This is a genomic window from Providencia sp. PROV269, from assembly GCF_028477785.1.
GTDB classification, from domain to species: domain Bacteria; phylum Pseudomonadota; class Gammaproteobacteria; order Enterobacterales; family Enterobacteriaceae; genus Providencia; species Providencia rettgeri.
Genome location: NZ_JAMPLV010000005.1, coordinates 430,109 through 457,016 on the forward strand (window position 1 = coordinate 430,109; position 26,908 = coordinate 457,016).

Here is a 26,908-nt window from a genome sequence, read left to right on the forward strand (position 1 = left end):
TCAATAATAGTGCGCTTGTGGGTGCGGTGATTGGTTCGAATGCACTTCATACCCAACGTCATCATCTTCTTCCCCTGTGAATGGCCATGTTGCCCCGGAAAATGCAACAACTTGATTTTTACCATCTTGATTAATGATTTGGTAAAATTGCGGTAAATTGAAATTGATAAAGTTTGCGCCATAGGTAAACCGGTCATGGGAAGAAGAATAGAATTTACTCACGTCACGAACAAGATCTTCTTTCGACCCCTCACAGTGAGAATAAATTTCAACCCGATTCGCCTCATCTAAAACATAAATATTAAAACCGGTATTATCTGCCGTATTTTCAAAGAAAAACTGTACAATCCCTTCACTCGCATAGCCATCAACAACTGCAGGTAAATGGTTATCACTCTTCGCCTGAAGTTTAACGGGCCAGCCATGTAGTTTGTTATGGGAAATAGCCCCGTAGAACTCAACCGCATTCTCAAGTTTTTGTACCGATACGTTCAGACGCTCAAAGAATAACCCCCACGTCTGCCCCGCGATACGCAATGCTTTAAAACGCCCAGGGTCATTTCGGTTGCTTGACAAACGCAATTCAACACACTCAGATACCAACTGTTGTACACGAGTACGGATCAACCCACGTAAGTGCTCACTATAACAAAACACCTCAACCGCTTCAGGAGGCGATGCATCTTGATGCATTTTCCCTAAAATGGTTTTAAGTGCTTCTAACATGCACTGTTCTCCGCTGAAATGTAGCGTTCTTACCTCATTCCACGAATTACGATACAACAAATCAATACTACCAATCAGGCACTGTTGTGATTCTCCAAAACTGAAAATATCCAGTTTTCTAAAATCAACATGGACAACTTGCTCAGAATATACCTGTGTTGGATCTTTTTCTAAGTTAACAATGATTGCAAGATGGCGAATTTCACATGGACTATAAAGCGCTTTTGGCGTTGGGGCTGGTAACCTGATAGGGAAATGGCTTGAAACATCGTGCATCAGTTCAAGCAATTTTCGTTCATCACACTGGGATTTCCCATTATGCATGTAAACCTGGGTAGTTTCAGTCAGCAAACCATTAAAATAAGCCCATGCCACTAATTTATTTAAATAGCGGTTATATTCAAGAGGTTGATGGCCAATAATGGCATCAATATTTGGCGCTTGGTTATACAAATACCAGCCGCTACGGTTAGCTCGCCCCTCTGGCACATAAATAAAGGTTAAATGCGCTTCGCTCAAATCAGGTGAGATTTGTGGATTAACTAACGTCACCTTACCCGGGAGAGCTTCGAAAGCCGCATATAATTTACGGGTTAATACTCCAATATCTTGTGGGCTTGCACTAACACTTAAATTATTTCTACGGGCAAAGCGAATGAGGTTACGATAGCTTTGCATCATCGTATCAAGTAACTCGTTATGTGCTTCACGGACACGCTCAATTTTCCATTGATTGCGTGTATCGAGTATCGACAAACGCTCTGATCCCCACCCCCATGATTCAACCAATTGAGACAACACATCACGGCGCCAACCTGCGCAAGTATTCCCCTCTTCTTCAGATAGTTTTTCGCATACTTTCAGGTAGAAACAACGGCGGATAAGGTCAAGACGGGTTAAATCATTAATTTCAGTCAGGTAACGTGTCACACGCTCTAACATTAAGCAGTATGAGTCCAAGCCATAACACACAATTTCGCCTGCATGTAAATGACGCTTAAACTCCATGGCTAATAATTTACCGTTAGGGTAATCCCATGAATAGGATTCCAGCAAAATACTCTTCAATACCGCTTTATAAGGGGAATCAACACTTTTATACAACTGCCATAGGCTTGCACCGAAATATTCCGCGGCAGAAAGCTCACTTAACCCGCCTAAATCAAGCCATTCGTTCGGTGTTAGCACTCCTTGTGCATATAACCCCATAACATATTCATCGTAATGCTGCTCTTCTTCAACCGGCACCATGGTCCACAGCAAACGTTTACCCGCCATACGTACAGCGGTTCGATAAAATTCATCTAACAATAGGATGTGTTGCGTTGAACCACAGTTTTCCCCACCAATATGCCCACTGGCATGATGGCGAAAACGATTTTCATCGATTAAAAACACAGTGACATCAATCCCTAAAGATGCTGCCCACTGTTCAATTAAGGTGCATTTTTTTTGCAAAAAACGTTTTTCTTCGTGGTCCAACCAAGACGGATGACAAACCCAAACGTCGATATCTGAACACTGGCTTTGCCCAACAGATGAAGTGCTACCCATCGAATAAATGCCTGTAATCGGTAATTCACCGTTCGCTTCAGTTTCAATCGCGGGTAAAAAACGTTCAAAAGGTGCCAACCATTTTTTTTGCTCTGCATCAGGAGAGAAAAAGCAGACACCATGAGGGACATTACCTTCAATAAAACCAGGCATCATGGGATGATGATAATGAAACAAGACAGGCAGCAAGCTATAAACCTTCGAGAAGGTTTCACTCATAGAAGCTGTTGCACGTTCTAACCGTAATTGGTTTATTGCATCCAGTCTTTGTTTTAAGGTTTCAATATAGAGATACAAAGGTTACGCCTGATTGAATGAAAGTAATACAAACCTGAGAATTTCCCAGCACCCAACAGATAGAGATAGATTTAAAATAATTTTCAAATGGATTGTCGGAAACGTGATCAATTTAACACCTTGCATCAAAAGGGTAAAGTAGATCACATAATTTTACGCGCTTATTTTTGATACAAAATGCTTTTCAACATATTGTATAAAAAGGCTTTTTATTTTTTAATCTGTAAAATATCCCTTGTTTTTCAATGGAATAATTTCTTTTTACTCTGTTGTTTAGTAAAACAGCAAAACCAAACGATATTAAGTACAATACGCACAGCGTCTGTGCTTACACGCTTCAACACGAATTAATAGAAAACACAGATTGTTCCACACAAAAAATAGCACGATAAGCTAAAGAAATTGCTTAATAGCTATTCTAGGTCATCTCATTTTGAATCACTTTCTTGCATCATGGTAGAAAAAGTAAATCGGCTATAAACAATTCAGAGCGCGGTTTTGCACCCAGCTGGAAAAAATATCCTTAACATGTTAAAACTAATGCCAATTGTATGGTTAATCTGCGGCATTCTTAGCCAGAGAAAACAGTAAAATGACATCAACAAATATCGTGCGTATTGCGACGCGCAAAAGCCCTTTAGCCCTATGGCAAGCGCACTTTGTCAAAGATAAATTAGAGCAGCTTCACCCGGGCTTACAGGTTGAATTAGTGCCTATGGTGACAAAAGGCGACATCATTCTTGATACCCCTCTTGCTAAGGTCGGCGGGAAAGGTTTATTCGTCAAAGAATTAGAACTTGCCTTGTTGGAAGGACGCGCAGACATTGCCGTTCACTCGATGAAAGATGTCCCTGTTGAATTCCCTGAAGGCTTAGGATTAGTCACGATTTGTGAACGTGAAGACCCTCGAGATGCCTTTGTCTCAAACCACTACGATAATCTTGATGCATTGCCAAAAGGCAGTATCGTCGGAACATCGAGTTTACGTCGTCAATGCCAATTAAGGGAACTCCGCCCTGATTTAGTCATTCGCGACTTACGTGGTAACGTAGGTACACGCCTATCAAAATTAGATAACGGTGAATATGATGCCATTATTTTAGCCGTTGCTGGGTTAAAACGCTTGGAGTTAGACACTCGAATTAAAACGGCTCTTGCACCTGAGCAATGCTTACCTGCAGTTGGCCAAGGTGCTGTCGGTATCGAATGCCGTTTAAATGATAGTAAAACCCGCGAATTACTCGCGAAACTCAATAATGACTCAACATCAACCTGTGTTCTGGCTGAACGAGCAATGAATATGCGCCTTGAAGGCGGTTGCCAAGTTCCGATTGGCAGTTACGCTATTTGGCAAGATGACAAAATATGGCTACGGGCCTTGGTAGGAGCGCCAGACGGTAGTGTGATTATTCGAGGGGAACGACTCGTTTCTCCGAGTGAAGCTAATCAAGCGGGTGTATCATTGGCTGAAGAATTACTTGAGCGTGGTGCAAGGGAAATTCTGGCGGATGTTTACCAAGGAAACCCGCCTGCATGAAGGTGCTTGTCACTCGCCCTGAACCAGCAGGTTCGGAGCTGATCACAGCAATCACCGCCAAAGGGGGGGAAGCCTTCTCCTCTCCTTTAATTCGCATTGGGCCTGGCGCTGAGTTAAATACCCTTATACCTCAACTTGATAGCCTTACTGCGAATGATTTAGTCTTTCTTTTATCTAAAAATGCAGTCGAATATGCAAATTTAACACTTGAACAAATGGCGCGTAGCTGGTCAGATAAGTTATCTTACTATGGAATTGGCCGCTCTACAGGGCAGTATTTTCAACAAGTAACAGGAAAAAACATAAGTTGGGCTGAACAAGGTGAAACCAGTGAAGTACTACTGACACACCCTGAACTTCAATTTCTCGAAGGGAAAAACGCTCTATTATTACGAGGAAATGGCGGACGAGAGCTTCTCGCATCAACATTAAGGGCTAGGGGCGCAAAAGTCAGCTATTGTGAATGTTATACAAGGCATCCTGTTTACTATGATAGAGCCCTGTTCAATCAGCAATGGTTTCAAACGGGTATTACAGATGTTGTGATCACGAGTGGTCAAATGTTAGCCTTGTTAGACGAATTAATCACTGAAGAATACCAAACTTGGTGGTTTTCCCGCCGCCTACTTGTCGTCAGTGAACGGATTGCAGACCAAGCCCGCAGAGGCGGATGGCAAAAGGTCTGTGTAGCTAATAGCGCAGATAATAATGCTTTATTAGAAGCATTAATTTCAATCGATATGGGATGCTAATTTATGACGGAACACGATAAAACAACTGAGACGGTTACCACAGAAGCTGGTGCAGAACAACAGCGCCCAAAAACTAAACCTTCTTCGGAGCAAAAACGTTCTGGTCTAATAGGCGGTGTAATTGCTATTGCTATTATCATCGCTATTGGTGGCGGATTATACTATTTCACCCAACAAAGCACTGCCACTTTAGTAAATGAAAACAATGAATTAAAACAAAAATTAAGTGATTTAATCGAACAGCAAAATTCAGACAGGCAACGGTTAAACGCTTTAGTTGCGGCTAATACTGAAATAAAAAGCCATTCTCGTGAATATGAAGAGAATCTCAACCGTCGCATGCAAGAGCTACAAGCGCACGTCACGGCATTATCCAGCGCTGATGTTAAAAGTTGGCTTCTCGCACAAGCTGACTTTATGGTTAAAATGGCGGGAAGAAAGCTGTGGAATGATCGCGACCCTGTGACCGCAGCGGTTCTATTAAAAAGTGCTGACTCAAGTTTAGCCGAAATGAATGACCCGAGCCTACTCGACATTCGTAAATCAATTAACAGTGATATGGCTAAATTAGCCGCAATCAATCAAATTGACTATGACGGTATTATCTTACGTTTAAACCAGCTCAGTAATGAAGTGGACAACTTACGTTTAGCGGATTTAAACAGCGGCGATGCGAAAAATGAAGATAACGCGGATGTCAGCGAGGATATTTCGGATTGGAAACAAAATTTGGCTCGTAGCTGGAAAAGTTTCGCAAATGACTTCGTCACCGTACGCGCTCGTGATGGCTCAGAAGCCCCGCTTTTAGCTCCAAATCAGGATATTTATCTACGAGAAAACATTCGCTCTCAACTATTAATCGCAGCACAAGCCGTGCCACGTTATCAAGAAGCCACTTACAAACAGTCATTAGAGCAGGCTTCGACTTGGGTAAGAGCCTATTTTGATACTGAGGCGCCTGAAACTAAAGCTTTTCTATCAACCATTGATGACCTAATCAATCAGCCGATTGATATTGATATGCCTGATACTTTAGAAAGCCAAGAAAAGCTAGAAAAAATCATGCAAACACGGGTTCGTAGCTTACTTTCTCAGTCGTCTGACAATGCAAAAGTTAGCGATGGTGCCGTTGATGCCGCAGCGGATGCAACTGAAGCGCCAACAGAAGCCGCAGCAGATGCCGCAGTTCCCGCCACGGATACGCAAAAAGCGGAGTCAGCTGACAATGCACACCCTTTTGAATCAGCAGAGCCTGCTGGCAATAGGGGGTAATTATGATAAAAGTCTTGATCCTATTTATAGTACTTATTGCAGGGATAATCTTAGGCCCATTATTAGCTGGTCACCAAGGTTATGTTTTTATCCGTACAGATAATTATGACATTACGACCAGTGTAACCAGCCTCGTTTTGGGCTTTATCTTGCTCCAGTTTGTGCTGTTATTCCTTGGTTGGTGCTACCGCCGCTTTATCAGCACGACATCACGTACCCGAGGTTGGGTAAGTGGTCGTAAATACCACAAAGCACATACCCAAACACAAAAAGCGCTGCTGAAATTAGCAGAAGGTGATTTCGAGCAAGTTGAAAAATTAATGAGCAAACATGCTGATTTTTCTCAACAGCCGGTTATTAACTACCTCATGGCAGCCGAAGCTGCTCAACAGCGTGGTGATGAATATCGCACTCACCAATACTTGGATAGAGCTGCCGAAGCCGCAGGAAGTGACCAGCTCCCCGTTGATATCAGCCGTGTCCGTATCCAATTAGCGGAAGGAGAAGTCCATGCTGCCCGTAATGGCATTGATAAACTTCTCGACAAAGCTCCAAGGCACCCTGAGGTGCTGCGCCTAGCAGAACAAGCTTACTTACGCTCAGGCGCCTATCAGTCGCTGATTGAATTACTTCCTGTCATGGCTAAAGTACAGTTACACAATGAAGATGAGCTCGATGCATTGAAATTAAAGGCTTACAAAGGGTTGATGAACCAATATATGGCTGAAGGAGGTAGTGATGGGCTAAAAGCTTGGTGGAAAGCACAACCTCGCCGAGTTCGTCATGAAACCGCATTGCAAGCTTTCTTAGCAGAGCATTTGATTGAATGTGGCGATACTGCAAGTGCAGAAAAAATGATTATTGACGGTTTAAAACAGCAATATGATGAACGCTTGATCCTGTTGGTGCCAAAACTGAATAGCGAACGCCCTGAAGTTATAGAAAAAACCCTTTTACATCTGCAGAAGCAGAACGGTGCCACCCCGTTACTTAACAGTACATTAGGCGTTTTATCGCTACAGCATGCCCAATGGGACAAAGCTGAAAATTACTTTAAAGCCGCTTTAGCTCAACGTTTTGATGTACAAGATGCATCATGGTTAGCTGATGCTTTTGACCGGCAGCATAAGCCTAGCGATGCCGCAAAAATTCGCCAAGATGCATTAAACCATTCATTAAAACAAGAACGGAAATAATATTCTTGTTTGGCCTCATCTAAAAACTCCACTCATTTTGGTGGAGTTTTTTTATTCATAAGCTTAACGGCGACTAATCTGACCTTCCCCAATAAAAACGTAAAAACAATTTAAATACATCGCGTTAATCGTATTAAATCATCATAAAAGGAAAATATGAGGTTTATAATTGGCAACATTGCAGGTAAATAATTCAATGTTTAATCAATAATCATTATTTAAGGATAAGGAAAACACACTTCGCTATGTTATAAAATAAACACATAGTGTATAAAGCTTTATATACATCTTTGCTTTGCATGAATTAGGGATATCGATATGAATGTAATTAAAACTATTTGGCGCTGGATTATTGCAACCCCAAACCGTTTACAAATATTCTTTGATCTTCTGCTGTTAGTATTATCACCTTTTGTTTTTATTATGATTATTGGTTTTAATACCGAAGATCTTAGTAAAGACATTTTCATTATTACATTCATTATCCTCTGCTATACCTATATTACTCGCTGGTTCAGTAAATGGTTTAGTAAAGGTAGAAGCTAATAGCTATCTTATTTTCAGCCTCTTAGTCATTTTCTAGGGGGCTAAGTGTTTTGTACAGACAAAAAAAAACACCTGCACAAGGCAGGTGTAAAATACAATCAGGTCTACAGACGGATGGTGCCTCACTCAACGTTTCGCCCGTTCGTTAATGGTAAGAGGATGAGCTCTTGATCATCTAAAGTGGACAATAGGCACCGATAATCGGCTTTGCGTCATCTCTGGGTTTATGAAGCTTCGCTGTCATAAGAAGTGAGATGAGCATCTACATATACAATAATGCACAATACGTGCCAACTTTTTTAAAACGGTATTTTTTTAGCTCACTCTTTTGGTTTCTTTCCTATCCCTCGGTTTTACACAACTATTTTTCTTCTTGGTAGTAAACCGCTCTATCTTTAAAAAATTCACTAATATGTTGCCCGAAACTTACCACTCTATTTTGTCGCAGTTTAGAGACATCATAAAACAGTTATTTATATTTCCTTATAAATCAACTAGTAAAGTGTCACCTTTTGACGACATTGATATGATGGGTTGTATCTATTTTACGACACAAGTAAGATAAGCTGCTAAATTACAAATAAAAACAAGCAATTAACCATACCCCTGTCATTCATTGAAGAAACGCCCCCGAGTATACTCTAAGCAATTCAAGTTATGGCTAAGTGGCAAGTAAAGATATTCCGATGAGTACGAATAAGTATGTGATTTGGGTAGATGAACGAAGCCAATAACGCTACGGTTTGAAGTGTGAAGAGTGAAGAGTATAAAACGCAAAAAACCCGTCGATTAAGACGGGTTTCTTTAAATTGGTCGGCGAGAGAGGATTCGAACCTCCGACCCACTGGTCCCAAACCAGTTGCGCTACCAAGCTGCGCTACTCGCCGAAATTTTTATAGTACTTATTAATAGTGAATAGTACTATTACATTTCTTCGTGGTGCGAAAGGGGGGACTTGAACCCCCACGTCCATAGGACACTAACACCTGAAGCTAGCGCGTCTACCAATTCCGCCACCCTCGCAATGTCACAAAAAAATGGGGTGGCTAATGGGACTCGAACCCACGACAACTGGAATCACAATCCAGGGCTCTACCAACTGAGCTATAGCCACCATAACTTCACTTTTTTCAAAGCGTTGCTATATTACTACATACAACGTCATTTTGCCAACCGTAGCGAAGCGCTAAAACTGGTGCGCCCGACAGGATTCGAACCTGAGACCTCTGCCTCCGGAGGGCAGCGCTCTATCCAGCTGAGCTACGGGCGCTTAACGCCGTTGCGGGAGAGGATAGTACGGATTTATCCTCCCGCTGTCTAGTCCTTTTTGAAATAAAAATATCGATTGCTTGCCTTTTATCCATTTCGTTGAGAAAGAGAGCATATTTACCCTCTTTTTCGCTATGCACCTAATAAAAATCTATCAAAACTTTGACGTTAAACTTTTCCGTTACGGTTATTGAACAGGCGAATGATGAAATAAAGGAGAGAAACACCCCCTAAGAAGATGGCTCCAACGATTAAAGATAAGCGAGTATCTGGGTTAATCGCCATTCCAATCAAGACGCAGGCTAAAAAGAGCAAGGTCGCATAGTTAACCCATGGAAAAAGAATCGATTTGAAAGGATGCCCTACAAGTTTTTCTTTGTTTTGTTGACGAAAACGGATTTGGCTAGTCAATAACACCAGCCAAGGCACCATTCCTGGTAACACACTCGCACTATAGACATAAACAAAGACTTTCTCTGGATTCGGTATAATGTAATTCAAGCTTGATCCCGCGACTAAGCATAGGATAGTAAAGCCCACGCAACGTGCCGGTACGCCATTTTTTGTTAATTTCAATAATGAGCGAGGCAATTGTTTATTTTGTGCTAAAGCGTACAGCATGCGCCCGCCACTATACATGCCACTATTGCAACCAGATAACGCCGCAGTTAACACCACAAAGTTAATTACCGCCGCTGCGGACACAATTCCCACTTTCGCAAAGGTAAGGACAAACGGGCTACCTTGTGAACCCACTTCCGTCCACGGAAATAGCGTCACAACAATAAAAATAGCACCTACATAAAAAATTAATATGCGCCATAAAATATTATTGATCGCTTTTTTTAACGTGACTTGCGGATTTTTCGCTTCACCCGCGGTGATCCCAACCAGCTCAACCCCTTGATAAGAGGCCACAACGATACACAAAGCAAATAAAAAGCCTTTCCAGCCCCCGGCAAAGAAACCGCCATGTTCAGTGAGATTTGCAAGCCCAATCGGCTCAAAGTTATTACCCAGACCAAAAAAAATCAGCCCTAAACCAATTAAAATCATCACCACAATCGTAGTGACTTTGATCATGGCAAACCAAAACTCAAGCTCGCCATACAGCCGTACAGCGGCTAAGTTCGCTAATGCCACTAATACCACCGCGATAATGGCAAAAATCCATTGAGGCACATCAGGGAACCAATATTCGGCATATACACCAATCGCAGTGATCTCTGAAATACCAACAGCCACCCACATAAACCAGTAGCCCCAAGCAGTCAGGCACCCCCAAAACGGACTTAAGTATTTATAACCAAATGAAGCAAAAGAACCCGTTACAGGCTCAAGAAATAGCATTTCCCCCATTGAACGCATAATGAAGAAAACAAAAATCCCGGCGATGATATATGCCAGTAAAACCGAAGGCCCCGCCCATTTCAGCGTACTGGCCGACCCCATAAATAAACCAACGCCAATGGTTCCCCCGAGCGCGATAAGCTCGATATGGCGCGCTTCTAACCCACGTTGAAGCCCCTGCTGTGGATTTCCCATACATACCCCTGTCAAAATTAGATAATTAAAATGCAGTTTTAATTGAAACTCAGTTAGTAATAATCACTGCAATTATTCGAAAAGTATCAATTAGGCGATTAAAAAAATGCCATAGCCGCAAGATTGAGCACAAACTGATGCGAACATACTTATTTTTGAGGGATTATAGAAATATTTGAAGGAAGAGACCAGCTATTCGGAACCGTGCGAACTGTAAGTAAGCCTGTTAATCCTACTTACAGTGAGTTAAATTCATTGAAAATAACAATATAAATCAAACTACTACAAAAACTACAGCTTACCACCGTAATAGTAGCCTAAAAATTTCAGTAATTTAAACTGTCGAGTAATACGGGAAGGTTGAGATAATAAGCGATATAACCATTCTAGACCTAAGTTTTGCCACACTTTCGGGGCGCGTTTAACATGCCCTGTAAACACATCATAAGTCCCACCAACGCCCATATATAACGCATCTGGATACACACTTCGGCAATCCCGCATAAAAATTTCTTGTTTCGGCGACCCCATCGCAACGGTGACAATTTTAGCGCCACTTGCGCGAATACGTTCGAATAATGCGCTTCGGTCTTCAGCGGTAAAATAGCCGTTTTGCGAGCCAACAATGTTCACATTCCACTGCGAGCGTAGTTTGCTTTCTGTTTGCTCTAGAATCTCGGGTTTACCACCCACTAAGAAAACTGGCGTGCCTTCTTTACCGGCCCTTTCCATTAGCCCTTCCCATAAGTCAGCACCAGCGACACGAGAAACTTCAGCTTGTGGGTATTTACGACGGATAGCACGGACAATACTAATTCCGTCAGCATATAAATATTCAGCTTGGCCTAGTAATGTATTTAAAGCCGTATCTTGTTCAGCGATCATCACTTTTTCTGCATTAATCGCAACAAGTGTTCCCGTTTTTGTTTCTCCACCAGCAAATAAATAGTCTAAAAAATGGGCCATATTTTTAAAACCCCAAATATTATGACCACGAATACTATATTGTGGAATAGATGACTGTGTAACGGATGAAGACTGAGTTGATGACGATTCCATGATACTCCTTTAGCGGCTTTCACGCTGTTGGCTTCTTAAAAAAGAAGCTGTTTTTGTGCGAATAAGCCCTGCACTTTCAAATAACCAATACAGTAATTTTGCTAACACCAGACACAGTCCGAATATTAAGCAGAAGAAAACCACCCGTGAGACGAAAGAATCCACGCCTTCACGAGCCAAAACAATAATGTTGAAAATGGCGCCAAAACAAAATGCCTGCATAATGGCTGCCTTATAGCGATTTGGTTCTTTCAGGCTCATGCCATAGATCCAATCAAACCATTTGATGATAAGCCCCACAACTATAGCTCCGAGGGGTATAAAAATCACTCCGCCCATCACCACCAATGAACCAATCAGTGTTGGAGAAATTGCCAGCCCAGAATGGTTGTTCAGTACTTCCCACGTAAAATAATTGGCAGAGTTCAATACCGTGTCTGGGCGTTCAGGCCAAACCCAAGAAGGAATGAAAACATAAAAGTCACGGATAATCGGAGCTAGACCTTGAAAATCCATCTCATCATAATGGCTTAGTAGTAATGCTAAGTTTTCCCACGGGGAGAATGTATCCCGCGTTAAATACAAGAAAGTGTAATATGCTTCAGCACCACTGACATCTAAGCCATAGCGTTTTAAGGCTAACCAGAACATCCCTACAATACTGGCGACCCCAGCCGCGGCTAGCATCCACAGCGTAATCCAACCTCTGACAATCCCAATAAATAAGAAGAGTGCGAAAGCAATGATGATGTTCGCTCTCGTTCCTCCGACAATAACATAGGTCAAGAAACCAAATGCGACGGTACTAACGAGGAAGAAAATCCAGCGTTTCTGTGTTGGTCGCAAGAAATAAACAATCAACATTGCCGGTATGAAGAAATAGAAAAAGCGTTTTAATGCCACGCCAGAAACCTGGCTGGAGAAAATTTGGCTATAGGATTTTAGCTTAAATAGCAAAAAACCGTTCTGCATGAAAAAGATACCTACTGTCACGACTGCAACCAGTATCAATAACAGACAGGTTAGATTCGTTTCCACTTTGTTCATGCTAAACAACGCACGCCGTGGTGCGTCTGGTTGCCTAGAAAGTCGAGTTTTATAGGCAACATAATAAATCGCATAAAAACTAGTCGCTGCTAGTTGAGCGTAAAGTAAATAATCAGCCTTCACAACGGCAACATCAAATTGAAAAACTAACGCGCAGGTTAATGGGAAACCAAAGTAAAACGTCAATAAATACAGCATGGAAAAGAAAATATTGAAGTTAAACCGAGCCCGTAAAAACTCTTTGTATAACAAAGTACCAATAAAAATAATTGATATCAGGTAGACCAGTGCTAAGCCGCCCAATTCCGTCAGCGTCATGCTCGCTCCTCCACGGCACTGAGAACGGCTTTCCAGCCCTCAATAAAGTTGGGAGCAAAAAATTCAATATGGTGTTTATCTAATAGGCTCATTTGGCGCTGAGCTTCATCCACTAGCGGTGTCGTCAGGTTGTCACCATAGAAAAAGACTGGGACATTTTGAGCAGTTAAATCCTGCCAAAAGGTGTTTTGACGGCTAATTACAAATGGAATGCCAAATTGGATTAGCAAACAAACGGTGCCAACACCTTGCTGGCGATTAAAAATAAAATAGCCAAGGTCACAGGTTTTGAGCAAATTAAGGTACTCGCTAAATTCCATGCGCTCTTTCAGGATTTCCACTTGTCCTGAGGTAAACTCACTACTCGCAGCCTGTTCAACTTGTTGGATATAACTTTGGTTATTGGCAGGATAGCCCATAGGGACAATAACCTTAACCTCATCACCAAATTGCTGTTTAATCGCACTCAGAGCCTCTACATGGCGATTAGAACGGTCACCTGAGTTACCCAGTAAAATAGTCAATTGAGAGCCTTCACGTACCTTAGGCTCGCTTATTGTCAATGCAGGGTCCATTCGTGTTGGGAAATACAACACTGACGCAGGCACTTTAGGGTTCGACTGGTGGAAATAGCACAAATCCCCACGTGTTGCACACACATGCCCTACTTTTTTCTGCGCTAAACGACGCAAAATATAGAATAACTTAAATTTTAGAGCGCTAGACTCTTCATAGAGGTCAGCTCCCCATATATGCCACCAAAACTGGTGGGATTTAATTTGCCCAAATAATAGTGCTAGCCAAATAGGGGCGTTAAATTGCCCATGAAAGAAAAAGCGAGTACGGCGGTCTGCCTTGGCACGCTGTATAACACTATTAGCAATGGCCTGTTTATTCGCAAAAACATCTATTTTTAGCTGAGGATAAGCGTCAGCAAGCTGCGCATCATCGCTTACCACCATAAAATGCGGCTTTGATGACGGAGCCATTTCTTGGCAAATGACGTCATTAAAAAACGTCAGTACCGTCTGGTTGTGGTGTGGGAGATTCGATCCCAGTACATGTATTAAGGTTGTCATGCTCGCCTACGGTAAATCAAAAATACGCAACAACATAAAGTAAAATAGACAATATAAGTGGCCATATAAGCCTGAGTTGCGCCTACTGCACCATGTTCAGGGATAAGCCAATGCGCAAAGCCCGTTAATAATATAAACTGACTAACTTCAGTGAGGACATAAAAACGCAATGCGGCTTTGGCAATGACCAAATAGCCAAATACGTACGCCCCCACTTTCAATACATCACCGACTAGCTGCCATGCAAACAGGTCTCTCATTCCGGTAAATTCTTTTGAGAACAGCAACCAAATCGCAAAATCACGTAGTAACCAAACCGTAAAACTCACAACGGCAACGGCAGGTAAAACAAATTTCAATGCCTTAACAATCTCTGCGGAAATTTCATTTTTATGCTGCAAACGCGATAGCGTCGGCAATAAATACACTGAAAATGTCGCGGTAATAAACTGCAAATAGGCATCTGAAATGGTGGTCACACCGGTCCATAACCCCACTTCATCCCAACTATAGGTTTGGGCGAGCAGATTTCGCATCATGATATAAGCGACTGGCAGTGTGACTGCGGTTAGCATCGCCATGACCGTAAATTTGCCTAAATTAGTCGCAATCGCTTTGTCCCATGCTGGCTTCAATGACGATAACGCAAATTGCTTGCGTTTAATTATCATCCCAGCCGCAGGCAGTACCACTAGCGCAGGGACTAATGCTAACCCTGCTAATGCACCTTCATACCCGCCAACTAGATAGCATAAATAATAAGCAATTACACCAATTACACTACCAAAAATAATGGCTAATGCGTTTGCTGATGCGTCTCGGTAACCCTTCAAAATAGCCAAAAAATAGTTCGCATACGCGATACCCATTTGAATTAAGGCAACAATTTGAATAACCGAACTGTATTTTTCGCTATCAAATAACGCCATGCTGATTGGCGCACTGCAAAGCAAAAAGATAAGCGCAAGTAGCGCTGAAAACCCAAGAATAATCGTCGATGAAGTTCCCAGTACTGCACGTAATTTTTGTGAGTCTTGGTGGTGCTCTGCTACATATTTTGTGACGCCATTGAAAATTCCTGCACCTGATAATACCCCTAGTACAGTAATCAATTGGCGGAAGTTACCCGCCAGCCCCACACCGCTGGGGCCAAATGAGACTGCAAATAATTTAACAATTAACAGGCCCACCCCGATTTTAATCAGGGTAGACCCAGCAGTCCAAACCGATGCTTTAGCGAGAGACATTAGGCAAAGAACGCTTTGATTCGCTCAATGACTGTCTGCTGCTCGTCATCAGTCATGTTGTAGAACATCGGTAAACGCACTAAGCGGTCACTTTCTGATGTCGTGTATTTATCTTCACCATGGAAACGGCCAAACTCAATACCTGCAGGGCTCGTGTGCAATGCAACGTAGTGGAATACCGTCAAAATACCATGAGATTTCATGTAATCGTTGAATTCAGTACGCTCTTCGATATCTTTGAGTTTGATATAGAACATATGAGCATTATGTTTTAAGCCTTCCGGCACAGTTGCTAGGACTAAACGCCCTGCATCAACCAGTGGCTGCAACGCTTCATCATAACGTTTCCATAGTAGTAAACGGCGGTCATTAATTTTGTCTGCTTCTTCTAACTGCGCCCATAAGTAAGCCGCTTGCAAATCAGACAACAAGTAGCTTGAGCCGATATCACGCCACGTGTATTTATCGACTTGACCACGGAAAAATTGGCTACGATTTGTCCCTTTTTCACGGATCACTTCGGCACGGCTAATCAGGTCTTTATCATTGATAAGCGTAGCTCCACCTTCACCGCCTGAAGAGTAGTTTTTAGTTTCATGGAAGCTATAGCAGCCAATGTGGCCGATAGTCCCCAGTGCTTTGCCTTTATACGTCGACATCACACCTTGCGCCGCATCTTCAATCACGAATAAATTGTGTTTTTTTGCGATAGCCATGATGGTGTCCATTTCGCAAGCAACACCTGCATAGTGGACAGGAACGATGGCACGTGTACGCTCAGTGATTGCAGCTTCAATTTTAGTTTCATCGATATTCATGGTATCCGGACGGATATCAACAAACACGATTTTAGCGCCACGTAATACGAATGCGTTAGAGGTCGATACAAAAGTAAAGCTTGGCATGATAATTTCATCACCTGGCTTAGCATCAATCAGGATCGCTGCCATTTCTAATGAGGCCGTACAAGATGGCGTTAACTGCACTTTTGGGCAATTAAATCGTTTTTCCATCCATTCTTCACAACGTTTCGTGAAGCCACCGTCACCACACAGTTTGCCACTTTCCATGGCTTGTCTCATATACTCTAATTCAGTACCTACAACGGGTGGTTTATTAAATGGAATCATGTTGTCCCCTGTATAACCAATAGGCGGTACTGGCAATTGCTGCACCGCTACGTGAATAAAGATTTAATGCAGCAACATTACTGATTTGCGTGGCCACATTTAACTGTCTTTTTTGGTGTTCCACACACCAATTAAATGCTGCTGACATCAACTTACGCCCCACACCTTGCCCTTTCGCTTCTGGCATTTTCGCTAGTAGGCCAACCCGTGCCGTTTCTGCATCAAGGTGCCGCAAACTCACGAAGCCCAATACCGCACCAGACGCATCTTTAACCAGTAAACAAGTGTGGTCAAACGTACCCAGAACTGATTTTTCTATCCACAACGCATAAAACTGCCCGCTATCACCATCACGGTACCAAGGTGCTCTAAAGCGGCTTTTGCTAAAGACAGACTCAGCGGCTTGCCGCAACGTAGGGATATCATCCACTTGTGCAACAATAACGTGGTCTTCCGCTGTTAAACCAGCCTTTAAATAAGCATTTTCTGTGCCAATAGTAAGAGCGAAATCGATTTCACCTTCAACAAATGAAAACCCCATACCAGCTAAATCATCAATCAGCTGCGTTTCAGACGCTGCGACTTTTGCTTGCACGATATCGTATTCATCCATTTGATAAGCAAGGAGAGTTTCGAGATTATCCCCTGTAAAATTCAACTTTGCTGTTGAGCGATGAAAAAATTCGCTCTCCCATGGCAAGCTCTCAATACTGGCGTGGACGGACACGTAATAAATCCTCTAAATATTGCCCATAACCTGTTTTTTTCAGCTGTTGCGCTGAAAAAGCGACTTGTTCGTCTGTCAACCAGCCATTACGCCATGCTATTTCTTCTAAACAAGCCACTTTGAAGCCTTGGCGTTTTTCAACGGTTTGTACAAAAGTACCCGCCTCAATGAGGCTATCGTGAGTGCCTGTATCCAACCAAGCAAAGCCACGACCGAGCAATTCAACGTTTAATTCACCACGTTCTAAATACATTTGGTTAATTGACGTAATTTCTAATTCACCGCGTTCAGAAGGTTTAACTTGTTTTGCAAATTCAACCACTTGTGAATCATAGAAATACAACCCTGTCACCGCCCAATTGGATTTAGGTTTAAGCGGTTTTTCTTCAATAGACAGTACTTTAAAATTATCGTCAAATTCCACAACACCAAAGCGCTCAGGGTCCATCACTTGGTAACCAAAAACGGTTGCGCCTTTTGTGCGCTCAGCGACAGATTTCAATTTTGGGCTAAATGAATGGCCGAAAAAGATATTGTCGCCCAATACTAAACAGCATGAATCACCATTAATGAACTCTTCACCAATGATAAACGCTTGCGCAAGGCCGTCTGGTGATGGCTGTTCCGCATAGCTCAGCTCAATCCCAAACTCATGGCCATCCCCTAATAAACGTTTAAACATCGGCAAGTCGTCAGGGGTAGAGATAATTAAAATCTCACGAACTCCCGCTAACATCAAAACTGAAAGCGGGTAGTAAATCATCGGCTTATCGTAGATAGGCAATAACTGTTTAGAAATACCGCGAGTAATAGGATGCAAACGCGTTCCCGACCCTCCAGCTAATATAATACCTTTCATACTGTCACCTAATTTCCTAGACCTAAACGTTCGCCCGCATAGGAACCGTCTTGTACGCGACGCCACCACGTTTCATTGTTCAAATACCACTGCACCGTTTTGCGAATACCTGATTCGAAGGTTTCTTGTGGCGTCCACCCCAATTCGCGCTCAATTTTCGCAGCATCAATCGCATAACGCATATCGTGGCCCGGCCGGTCTTTCACATACGTGATTAAGTCACGGTAGTGCGCCACACCTTCAGGCTTTTGCGGACGTAGCTCTTCAAGCAGTTCACAAATCGTTTCTACAACGTCAATATTACGGCGCTCATTATGGCCACCGATATTATAGGTGGTGCCAGGTTGCGCGGTTGTAGCAACTAAATGTAGTGCTCGTGCATGGTCTTCAACAAACAACCAGTCACGAATTTGCTCACCTTTACCATAAACAGGCAGAGGCTTACCCGCTAAGGCGTTCAAAATAATTAATGGGATCAATTTCTCTGGAAAATGATACGGCCCGTAGTTATTTGAACAATTAGTGATCATCGTTGGCAGGCCATAAGTTCTTTGCCAAGCACGAACTAAATGATCACTCGATGCTTTCGATGCTGAATATGGGCTACTTGGTGCATAAGGCGTTGTTTCTGTAAAGAAACCATCAGGTCCTTCTAAGTCACCATATACTTCATCTGTTGAGATATGATGAAAACGGAAAGCTGCTTTTTTCTCATCATTCAATGCGGACCAGTAATAGCGTGCCGCCTCTAACAGTGTGTAAGTGCCCACAATGTTCGTTTCGATAAATGCCGCTGGACCATCGATAGAGCGGTCAACATGGCTTTCTGCCGCTAAATGCATCACTGCATCGGGTTGATATTTTTCAAAAACGGCATCTAATGCAGCTCTATCACAAATATTCACCTGCTCAAAAGCATAGCGCGGGTTGCTCGCAACCGTTGCGAGGGACTCTAAGTTACCTGCATAGGTTAAACAATCCAGAACCACTGCGCTGTCGTCAGTATTTTCAATAATATGACGAACAACAGCAGAGCCGATAAACCCGGCGCCTCCAGTGATTAAAATGCGTTTCAACGCCATACTCCTTTTGTATCCACAACCCATTTTTGTGGGATTGCAGAACCTTGGATGCCTTTGAACATATTGTGGTCAACTAACATTAAGATCACATCCGCTTCATTAACGGCTTTTTCAATCGAAACTAGCTCAGAAATACCTTTTAAAGAGGTTGGTAATTCGTGAATGTGTGGCTCAACTGCATACGTTTTACCTGGGTTCCAGTTCGCCACCATTTTGGTGATGTGCATCGCTGGGCTTTCACGTAAATCATCAATATTGGGTTTAAATGACAGGCCAAAACAGGCGATTGTCACTTCACTGGCTTTTTTACCCGTTTCCACTAAGCAATCGGCTACAGCCGCTTTTACTTGATCAACAACCCAAATTGGTTTGCCATCATTGACTAAACGAGCGGTATGAATAAGGCGTGATTGTTTTGGATTTTGTGCGACGATAAACCATGGGTCAACCGCGATGCAGTGCCCGCCAACACCCGGACCTGGCTGCAAAATGTTAACACGTGGATGGCGGTTCGCGAGGCTGATTAATTCCCACACATTGATGTCTTGCTCAGCACAAATTAATGATAATTCATTCGCAAAAGCAATATTCACATCACGGAAGCTATTTTCCGTTAACTTACACATTTCCGCGGTTCTTGAGTTAGTAATTACACACTCACCTTCAAGGAAAATATTGTATAGCTCACTTGCGCGCAAAGAGGATTTTGGCGTCATACCACCAACAACACGGTCATTTTTAATTAATTCGACCATCACTTGGCCCGGTAACACACGCTCAGGGCAGTATGCCACATCGATATCTGCATCTTCGCCAGCTTGATGAGGGAAAGTTAAATCAGGACGAGCTGCGGCCATCCATTCGGCCATTTGCTCTGTTGTACCTACTGGCGATGTCGACTCAAGAATGACTAAATCGCCTTTCTTCAGCGCGGGAGCAACGGATTCTGCGGCTGCACGCACATAGGCGAGATCAGGTTCGTGCTCGCCTTTAAATGGGGTAGGCACAGCAATCAGATAAGCATCCGCAGGTTGTGGCTTAGTAAAGGCTTTCAGGTGGCCTTCTTCAACCGCTTTTTTGACCACGATATCCAGTTCTGGCTCCACAATGTGGATTTTTCCCTGATTAATAGTATCAACGGCATGTTGGTTCACATCGACACCAACCACTTGTTTTTTACGTGATGCAAAGGCGGCTGCTGTTGGTAAACCGATATAACCAAGGCCAATAACAGAAATAGTTTCAAAACTCATAATTTCACCTGATTACTTTTCAATGCTGCAAGAATACGCTGACAAGCATGACCATCCCCATATGGGTTATGTGCGCGGCTCATTTCGTGATATTCCGCGTCATCTGTCAGTAACCGATTAACTTCTTTCACAATTTTTTGTGTATCTGTTCCCACAAGACGAACAGTACCTGCATCAACAGCTTCAGGTCGTTCTGTGGTATCCCTCATCACCAAAACAGGTTTACCGAGAGAAGGCGCTTCCTCTTGAATACCACCTGAGTCTGTTAGAATCAAATAAGCATGGTTCATCAAATAAACAAACGGTAGGTAGTCTTGAGGGCTAATTAAAATAATATTATCAATATCATGCAATATACGCTTAACAGGTTCACTCACATTTGGATTTAAGTGAACAGGGTAGACAACTTGCACGTCTGGATGCGCTTGTGCAATTTCTGCCAAAGCATGACAAATACGTTCAAAGCCACCACCGAAACTTTCACGACGGTGGCCTGTGACTAAAATCATTTTTTTATTTGAGTCGATAAACGGATAATTTGCGGCCAGTTTTTCCATCATATACTGGTCGCTCATGACTTTATCACGTACCCACAATAACGCATCAATCACACTATTACCGGTGACAAAAATATGGCTGTCAGGGATTGATTCTTTTAACAAATTTTGGCGTGAATTTTCGGTTGGGGCAAAGTGGTACATCGCTAAATGCCCTGCAATTTTACGATTTGCTTCCTCAGGCCATGGAGAATACAGGTCTCCGGTACGTAACCCAGCTTCAACGTGCCCAACGGGTATACGATGGTAAAATGCCGCAAGGCTAGTTGCCATCGTTGTCGCTGTATCGCCATGAACGAGAACAACATCCGGTTGAAAATCAGCAAAAACGCTTTTCAACCCTTCTAGAATACGACAAGTGATATCCGTTAAATCTTGCCCTGGTTTCATAATATTGAGATCGTAATCTGGCGTGATCTCAAACAGTTTCAGTACTTGATCTAGCATTTCACGATGCTGCGCTGTAACACAGACTTTGGCTTCAAAGTCTGCATCCCCAGCCAATGCATGAACCAGTGGTGCCATTTTAATGGCTTCAGGTCGTGTGCCGAATACAGTCAATACTTTCACAGTGACTCTCTTATATTTATCTTTCGCAGTGAGCTGCTTTTGTAATCTTAATAACTTTATATGCCACTGATGAATTCACCAGTGGCTTATCCCAAAATCAAGATGGGCGGCGGCGAGCAAGTACCACTCCGGCACCTACTAACATCCCTATGGCTCCCCACAGAACCATCATAAAGGCTCGACGAGGACTATCGCGTTTAACAGGCTCTTCTGGAGTTCGTAAATAGCGATATGCTTGAAAATTATCTTGGAGGGTGGGCCCTACGCTCAATGTTGATAACATGGCAATATTTTGGTCGTAATCACTGTCGTGATCGGGCCCGGTTGCTTTCAATGTTTCAATCTGTGCTTGTAATAAAGGGGCACCTAACATAAACATTTTAGAATCTGGAATTTCATCCACAGGTGTTGCGCTTTGATTACGTACAATACCTTGTTTTTCAGCAACTTTTAGTGCTTGCTCCAGCGCGTTTAAACGTCGTTCGTAAGCGGCCTTTGCCACCATATCTTCGCGTTTAACCAATGCTTTCATGGATTGCATCTTCGTTGCCCAAGTACCTTTAATTTCATCGTTAAGATTAGTTGTGGCACGTTGGTTAGCAAACTGAGTGTATTGACGTAATAGCTGGTTCGCATCTGCGGATGTTTCCGCCACTAATTTAATGCTATCGGTTAAATTTTTGACTTCATCTGCTGGCGTAAACTCAATATCGTTAATGAGCTCATCCAATAATGCGGCATCTGCTTTAGGGTCATTCTCTAAGCGCTGCTTATAGTAATCCGTAGTTAGCCAAAACTGACGACGTGTATCATAAGAGCCGAGCTGCTTTGTGAATTCTTGATAAGCTTCTTTTGCAATTGTCGGTAATTGCCCTTCTTGTCCCGTATTATTAATACGGGAATCGAGGTTGCGCAGAAACTGCTGCTGAGAATAATAACTTCCCAGATTATTGACGGTTGGTAAATCCGTAATTGCTGTCGCACTCCACTTAGGCTGCATAAAATAGGACGCTCCCAAGGCAATTGCAGCAAAAATAACGGCAAATGCAACGATCCAAATTTTACCTTGCCACAATGAGCGACATAAACCACGGATATCCAATTCCGGCTCTATTGGCGATTGATGCTGACTCGGTTGTGTTTCTGAGTTATTCACTGCACAGAACCTCTATTTTCGTTTTGTCGTTACCGTACTGCTCCTCTACGTGCTCTACGTCTCACTCGCTTAATAAAACGGGCGACTTTCCAAGCTCGTTTGATGCAGTAACCATACATCATAAATACAAGCAAAAATAATGCCAACATTACCCATTCAGGTACAAATGTTAAGTGCTCACCAATAATACCAACACACGCTAAAGCAGCCGCTGATAATGTAATCAGCACAAATGCCCCTTTTGGTGTAAAACCAGAACGCATAATTAAATGATGAATGTGCTGGCGATCAGGTGAAAATGGGCTCATACCTTTACGAATACGGCGATACATAATGGCAACCATGTCCATTAGAGGGATCGCAATAATCCATAAAGCCGTAACTGGGTTAATCGGATGGACTTCCTCTTGCGTCGAAGCCACAAGGATCCAAATAATCGTGAACCCAATCAGTGTACTTCCCGCATCCCCCATGAAGACTTTAAAACGGCGACCTAACACGCCTAAATTTAAAAGAATATAAGGAAGAATAGCTGCAATAAAGGCAAAACACCAAAATGCTAACGCATAGTTACCGTTTTGATATAGCAAAAAGCCGAGAGCACCAAAAGAAACAGAAGATAAACCACCGAGTAACCCGTCAATACCATCAACCATGTTAAAAGCATTGATTGCTGCCCATACTGCAAATAAGGTAACGATATAACCGAATGGGCCAAGTACGAGTTCCCATGGTCCAAAGGCATGACCGAGTGACTCAAGTTTCAATCCTGCCGCTGTCATCATAACAACGGCAACGACTGCTTGAATACCAGCCCTTAATTTCACACTGATATCAAACCTATCATCTAATGCGCCAATAAAGACCAATAACCCCGCACAAGCGATATATAGCCACTTATGAGGAATGTATTCACCTGTAATATAAAATGCAAAACAGATCCCAAAGAAAACGGAAATTCCCCCAACAAGGGGAACTAATCCTACATGTTTCTTTCTGAAATTAGGCTTATCAACCAACCCGATTTTTATTGCAACAACTCGAGCCAGAAAAATAAAAACTAATGAAAACAAGAAAACGTAGAAGAGATTGGTTACAAAGTGTATGGTGTCCACTGTTCGACTCTCTTAATCTTTATATTTAACTTTCAAAACTAAATTTTTTTTGGCAAATGCCGATAAACAAGCAGGAGCCAATGCATTATCATCTTGGTACTGAAATCTGCTATAAGACGAATCTTTATTCATAAAGAAATTCCTGCAACATTATTAGTTCTTACACTTTATTAGGGTGTTTGATTTAATAACGAAACATCCCGTAATTTTATACTGAATAGCTGCAATATGCATGCCATAAAAACAACACTCTAGAATCGAGTTAATCGACTGGTGCTTAAATAAGCACTCGATGATTAAATAATAAAGTGATGAAAATAAATTTAACACTAGTCACAAAACAAATATAAACATAACATTTTTCTTTTGATTCATAATGTTAACATCATATTACTGATATTTTTATAGTGCATTATTAATTTTTAATAAAAACTTCGCCTATTTATTTAACGTTATTTATAAACAAAGTAATAAAACATCATCTTAATCTATTGAAACTAAATCGGCAAAATATTAGGCCTGATTTAATATGATATGTTTTAATTTTTATGAACTAACGCGGTGTATAAAAACAAAAAAATAGGTGCCATAACTGGCACCTATTTATAAAACACAGCGAACCTTAACGGCTAGGCTCTTTTCATAAAGTCAAAGAACTCTTCGTTGGTTTTCGTCATCGCTAACTTACTAATGAGGAACTCCATCGCATCGATTTCGCCCATTGGATGAATAATCTTACGTAAGATCCACATTTTTTGTAATTCATCTTGCGATGTAAGTAACTCTTCTTTACGCGTACCTGAACGATTGTAGTCTATTGCAGGGAACACACGTTTTTCTGCAATTTTACGAGAAAGGTGCAGTTCCATGTTACCTGTACCTTTAAATTCCTCGTAAATAACTTCATCCATTTTCGAACCGGTATCAACCAGTGCCGTTGCAATGATTGTCAGGCTTCCACCTTCTTCAACATTACGAGCAGCACCGAAGAAACGTTTTGGACGGTGTAATGCATTCGCATCCACACCACCGGTTAATACTTTACCAGACGAAGGTACTACGGTGTTATATGCACGGGCTAGACGCGTAATAGAGTCGAGTAAAATGATAACGTCTTTTTTATGTTCAACTAGACGTTTTGCTTTTTCAATTACCATTTCAGCAACTTGAACGTGACGTGCAGCAGGCTCATCAAATGTTGAAGCAATAACTTCACCTTTGACCAAACGTTGCATTTCTGTCACTTCCTCTGGGCGCTCATCAATTAGCAGAACCATCAGAACGCAATCAGGGTAATTGTGTGCAATATTTGCTGCAATATTTTGCAGTAACATTGTTTTACCCGCTTTCGGTGGAGCAACAATCAAACCACGTTGACCACGACCGATTGGAGCCGCAAGGTCCAATACACGTGCAGTTAAATCCTCAGTTGAACCATTACCACGTTCCATACGCAGACGACGGTTTGCATGTAATGGGGTTAGGTTTTCGAATAGAATTTTACTGCGGGCATTTTCAGGTTTGTCGTAGTTAACTTCATTGACTTTCAGGAGAGCAAAGTAACGTTCACCTTCTTTAGGTGGACGAATTTTCCCTGAAATTGTGTCACCTGTGCGTAGGTTAAAACGGCGGATTTGGCTAGGAGAAACGTAGATATCATCAGGACCTGCGAGGTAAGAACTGTCTGCTGAACGGAGGAAACCAAATCCATCCTGCAATATTTCCAGTACGCCATCGCCGAAAATATCTTCGCCACTTTTCGCATGCTGCTTCAAGATAGAGAAAATAATATCCTGCTTTCTCATACGGGCTAAGTTCTCTAGCCCCATGTTTTCGCCTAACGTAATCAATTCTGATACTGGCGTATTTTTTAATTCGGTAAGATTCATAATGGTGGGTTCTTTAACTCGGGGTAATTCTCGAACTATGAACGTAAATTGACGGCAGCTTATTATTAAGTGCCAGTTTAACTTTATACTGCCCTGTTGCTCACTAATTTTTACCAAAAGCAAACAACAATGCAAAAAAATCTTGTGCTAGCCATTACTAAGATTGCTCTAACATCTGACTGCATCTCATCTTGATGATGTGTGACATATTATTAGAAACACACGCAATATTAGCAATAGTTTTTTGTACATTTAGGACAACATCCATCCCAATATCGCAAATTTAATGGCAGATTAGCATTAAAAAACACATAACTGCTAAGTGCCAACCTTCTCCCACTTCATTTTTACATCCCTATGATATAAAAATATTGAATTTCATTATGTTCGTTTACGCACTATCTTTAATTCATATGAGAGATACATTGAAATCAAAGATATTGAATACGACTATAACTCAATGTCTAAACTTTCAATTTTCATATTTAAAATCATTACGCCATCAGTTTTTGATCAATAACAATCATTACGAAACAATCATCACAATACTAAACTAACAAGCTATATATGTAAGATAAGAGCAATGGAATACAAGGTAATTCATATGGGTGCTATACGAGGAATGAGGATAACTTATCATGCTTAAGTGAAGACGTCTAGCGGCTCTCTAGATAAAATAGATATACCGCTAAACGTTTTAGCTTACATATAACGATAACTTACAGATTTTCGTCTAAAAATTCTTTCAGTTGCGTTTTTGATAATGCACCGACTTTCGTTGCTGCGACTTCACCATTTTTGAATAAAAGCAAGGTCGGGATACCACGAATTCCATATTTTGGAGCGGTACCTGGGTTTTCATCAATATTCAGTTTTGCGATAGTCAGTTTGCCTGTATATTCTTCAGCAACTTCATCAAGAATAGGCGCGATCATTTTACAAGGACCACACCATGCTGCCCAAAAATCGACGAGAACAGGTGAACTTGCGTTCAGAACTTCAGTTGCAAAACTTGCATCAGTTATATGTATAATTTTATCGCTCATGTTGTACTCCAAAGGATCATCTTTTGCAGACTTAGTGTAACATTATTGGCAGCAGTATGCTTTATTTCAAAAGATACACT

General features: G+C 42.0%; 21 protein-coding genes and 4 tRNA genes. 5 read left to right on the forward strand and 20 right to left on the reverse strand.

Features of this window, described 5'->3' with window-relative positions; genetic code table 11:
- Positions 1 to 2,577, reverse strand: a complete 2,577-nt coding sequence (locus PR683_RS10010) for a class I adenylate cyclase (RefSeq protein ID WP_198635121.1) — start codon at positions 2,575 to 2,577, stop codon at positions 1 to 3.
- Positions 2,578 to 3,169: 592 nt separating this feature from the next.
- Here PR683_RS10010 and hemC point away from each other — a divergent pair.
- The 5 genes from hemC to PR683_RS10035 all read left to right on the forward strand — a co-directional run bounded on the left by hemC (position 3,170) and on the right by PR683_RS10035 (position 7,880).
- Complete coding sequence (gene hemC / locus PR683_RS10015; RefSeq protein WP_004907329.1) at positions 3,170 to 4,114, forward strand: hydroxymethylbilane synthase; 945 nt, start codon at positions 3,170 to 3,172, stop codon at positions 4,112 to 4,114.
- Entirely contained in the window at positions 4,111 to 4,866 is a 756-nt protein-coding gene (locus tag PR683_RS10020; protein WP_004907326.1) for a uroporphyrinogen-III synthase, read from the forward strand. Before hemC ends, PR683_RS10020 begins: the two co-directional genes overlap by 4 nt.
- A gap of 3 nt (positions 4,867 to 4,869) precedes the next feature.
- Positions 4,870 to 6,138, forward strand: a complete 1,269-nt coding sequence (gene hemX, locus PR683_RS10025; protein WP_272517411.1) for a uroporphyrinogen-III C-methyltransferase — start codon at positions 4,870 to 4,872, stop codon at positions 6,136 to 6,138.
- Positions 6,139 to 6,140: 2 nt separating this feature from the next.
- Positions 6,141 to 7,334: a protoheme IX biogenesis protein HemY gene (gene hemY, locus PR683_RS10030; protein ID WP_004907317.1), complete on the forward strand. Its 1,194-nt coding sequence runs from the start codon at positions 6,141 to 6,143 to the stop codon at positions 7,332 to 7,334.
- A 318-nt stretch (positions 7,335 to 7,652) separates the two neighbouring features.
- Positions 7,653 to 7,880 (forward strand): hypothetical protein, encoded by a 228-nt coding sequence (locus tag PR683_RS10035; protein WP_004906084.1) that lies wholly within the window; start codon positions 7,653 to 7,655, stop codon positions 7,878 to 7,880.
- A gap of 810 nt (positions 7,881 to 8,690) precedes the next feature.
- On the opposite strand, the gene PR683_RS10040 is transcribed toward PR683_RS10035, so the two are convergent.
- From PR683_RS10040 to trxA, 19 genes are all read right to left on the reverse strand, one after another.
- Positions 8,691 to 8,767, reverse strand: a tRNA-Pro gene (locus tag PR683_RS10040).
- A gap of 50 nt (positions 8,768 to 8,817) precedes the next feature.
- Positions 8,818 to 8,903, reverse strand: a tRNA-Leu gene (locus PR683_RS10045).
- Positions 8,904 to 8,918: 15 nt separating this feature from the next.
- Positions 8,919 to 8,994, reverse strand: a tRNA-His gene (locus PR683_RS10050).
- Positions 8,995 to 9,073: 79 nt separating this feature from the next.
- Positions 9,074 to 9,150: transfer RNA gene (locus tag PR683_RS10055), tRNA-Arg, on the reverse strand.
- A gap of 167 nt (positions 9,151 to 9,317) precedes the next feature.
- Positions 9,318 to 10,694, reverse strand: coding sequence for a bifunctional threonine/serine APC transporter ThrP (thrP, locus tag PR683_RS10060; RefSeq protein WP_109912160.1), 1,377 nt, complete (start codon positions 10,692 to 10,694; stop codon positions 9,318 to 9,320).
- A gap of 291 nt (positions 10,695 to 10,985) precedes the next feature.
- Positions 10,986 to 11,753 (reverse strand): lipopolysaccharide N-acetylmannosaminouronosyltransferase, encoded by a 768-nt coding sequence (gene wecG / locus PR683_RS10065; protein WP_109912161.1) that lies wholly within the window; start codon positions 11,751 to 11,753, stop codon positions 10,986 to 10,988.
- Between the two features lie 9 nt (positions 11,754 to 11,762).
- Entirely contained in the window at positions 11,763 to 13,118 is a 1,356-nt protein-coding gene (gene wzyE / locus PR683_RS10070) for an ECA oligosaccharide polymerase (RefSeq protein ID WP_004907313.1), read from the reverse strand.
- Positions 13,115 to 14,197 carry a TDP-N-acetylfucosamine:lipid II N-acetylfucosaminyltransferase gene (locus PR683_RS10075; RefSeq protein WP_004907311.1) on the reverse strand — a complete coding sequence of 361 codons (1,083 nt, stop codon included), beginning with the start codon at positions 14,195 to 14,197 and terminating at the stop codon, positions 13,115 to 13,117. The genes wzyE and PR683_RS10075 overlap by 4 nt, the downstream gene beginning before the upstream one ends.
- On the reverse strand, positions 14,194 to 15,444 hold the full coding sequence (gene wzxE / locus PR683_RS10080) for a lipid III flippase WzxE (protein ID WP_004907309.1): 1,251 nt from the start codon (positions 15,442 to 15,444) through the stop codon (positions 14,194 to 14,196). The genes PR683_RS10075 and wzxE overlap by 4 nt, the downstream gene beginning before the upstream one ends.
- A complete protein-coding gene (gene rffA, locus PR683_RS10085) occupies positions 15,444 to 16,574 on the reverse strand; it encodes a dTDP-4-amino-4,6-dideoxygalactose transaminase (protein ID WP_272581780.1) in 1,131 nt (376 codons plus the stop codon). Before rffA ends, wzxE begins: the two co-directional genes overlap by 1 nt.
- Positions 16,561 to 17,301 carry a dTDP-4-amino-4,6-dideoxy-D-galactose acyltransferase gene (gene rffC / locus PR683_RS10090; RefSeq protein ID WP_164529252.1) on the reverse strand — a complete coding sequence of 247 codons (741 nt, stop codon included), beginning with the start codon at positions 17,299 to 17,301 and terminating at the stop codon, positions 16,561 to 16,563. Before rffC ends, rffA begins: the two co-directional genes overlap by 14 nt.
- Positions 17,279 to 18,160: a glucose-1-phosphate thymidylyltransferase RfbA gene (gene rfbA / locus PR683_RS10095; protein ID WP_110731575.1), complete on the reverse strand. Its 882-nt coding sequence runs from the start codon at positions 18,158 to 18,160 to the stop codon at positions 17,279 to 17,281. Before rfbA ends, rffC begins: the two co-directional genes overlap by 23 nt.
- A gap of 8 nt (positions 18,161 to 18,168) precedes the next feature.
- Positions 18,169 to 19,242 (reverse strand): dTDP-glucose 4,6-dehydratase, encoded by a 1,074-nt coding sequence (gene rffG, locus PR683_RS10100; RefSeq protein ID WP_196719583.1) that lies wholly within the window; start codon positions 19,240 to 19,242, stop codon positions 18,169 to 18,171.
- A complete protein-coding gene (gene wecC, locus PR683_RS10105; protein WP_272581781.1) occupies positions 19,233 to 20,495 on the reverse strand; it encodes a UDP-N-acetyl-D-mannosamine dehydrogenase in 1,263 nt (420 codons plus the stop codon). The genes rffG and wecC overlap by 10 nt, the downstream gene beginning before the upstream one ends.
- Positions 20,492 to 21,622 (reverse strand): non-hydrolyzing UDP-N-acetylglucosamine 2-epimerase, encoded by a 1,131-nt coding sequence (wecB, locus tag PR683_RS10110; protein WP_109912166.1) that lies wholly within the window; start codon positions 21,620 to 21,622, stop codon positions 20,492 to 20,494. The genes wecC and wecB overlap by 4 nt, the downstream gene beginning before the upstream one ends.
- A 97-nt stretch (positions 21,623 to 21,719) precedes the next feature.
- The gene (gene wzzE, locus PR683_RS10115) at positions 21,720 to 22,778 is read right to left on the reverse strand and encodes an ECA polysaccharide chain length modulation protein (protein WP_004907286.1); all 1,059 of its coding nucleotides are present in this window, start codon (positions 22,776 to 22,778) and stop codon (positions 21,720 to 21,722) included.
- A 29-nt stretch (positions 22,779 to 22,807) separates the two neighbouring features.
- A complete protein-coding gene (gene wecA, locus PR683_RS10120) occupies positions 22,808 to 23,893 on the reverse strand; it encodes a UDP-N-acetylglucosamine--undecaprenyl-phosphate N-acetylglucosaminephosphotransferase (protein ID WP_004907283.1) in 1,086 nt (361 codons plus the stop codon).
- Between the two features lie 629 nt (positions 23,894 to 24,522).
- Positions 24,523 to 25,782, reverse strand: a complete 1,260-nt coding sequence (rho, locus tag PR683_RS10125) for a transcription termination factor Rho (RefSeq protein WP_004906109.1) — start codon at positions 25,780 to 25,782, stop codon at positions 24,523 to 24,525.
- A 719-nt stretch (positions 25,783 to 26,501) separates the two neighbouring features.
- Positions 26,502 to 26,828: a thioredoxin TrxA gene (gene trxA / locus PR683_RS10130; RefSeq protein WP_004907277.1), complete on the reverse strand. Its 327-nt coding sequence runs from the start codon at positions 26,826 to 26,828 to the stop codon at positions 26,502 to 26,504.
- Positions 26,829 to 26,908: the final 80 nt, after the last annotated feature.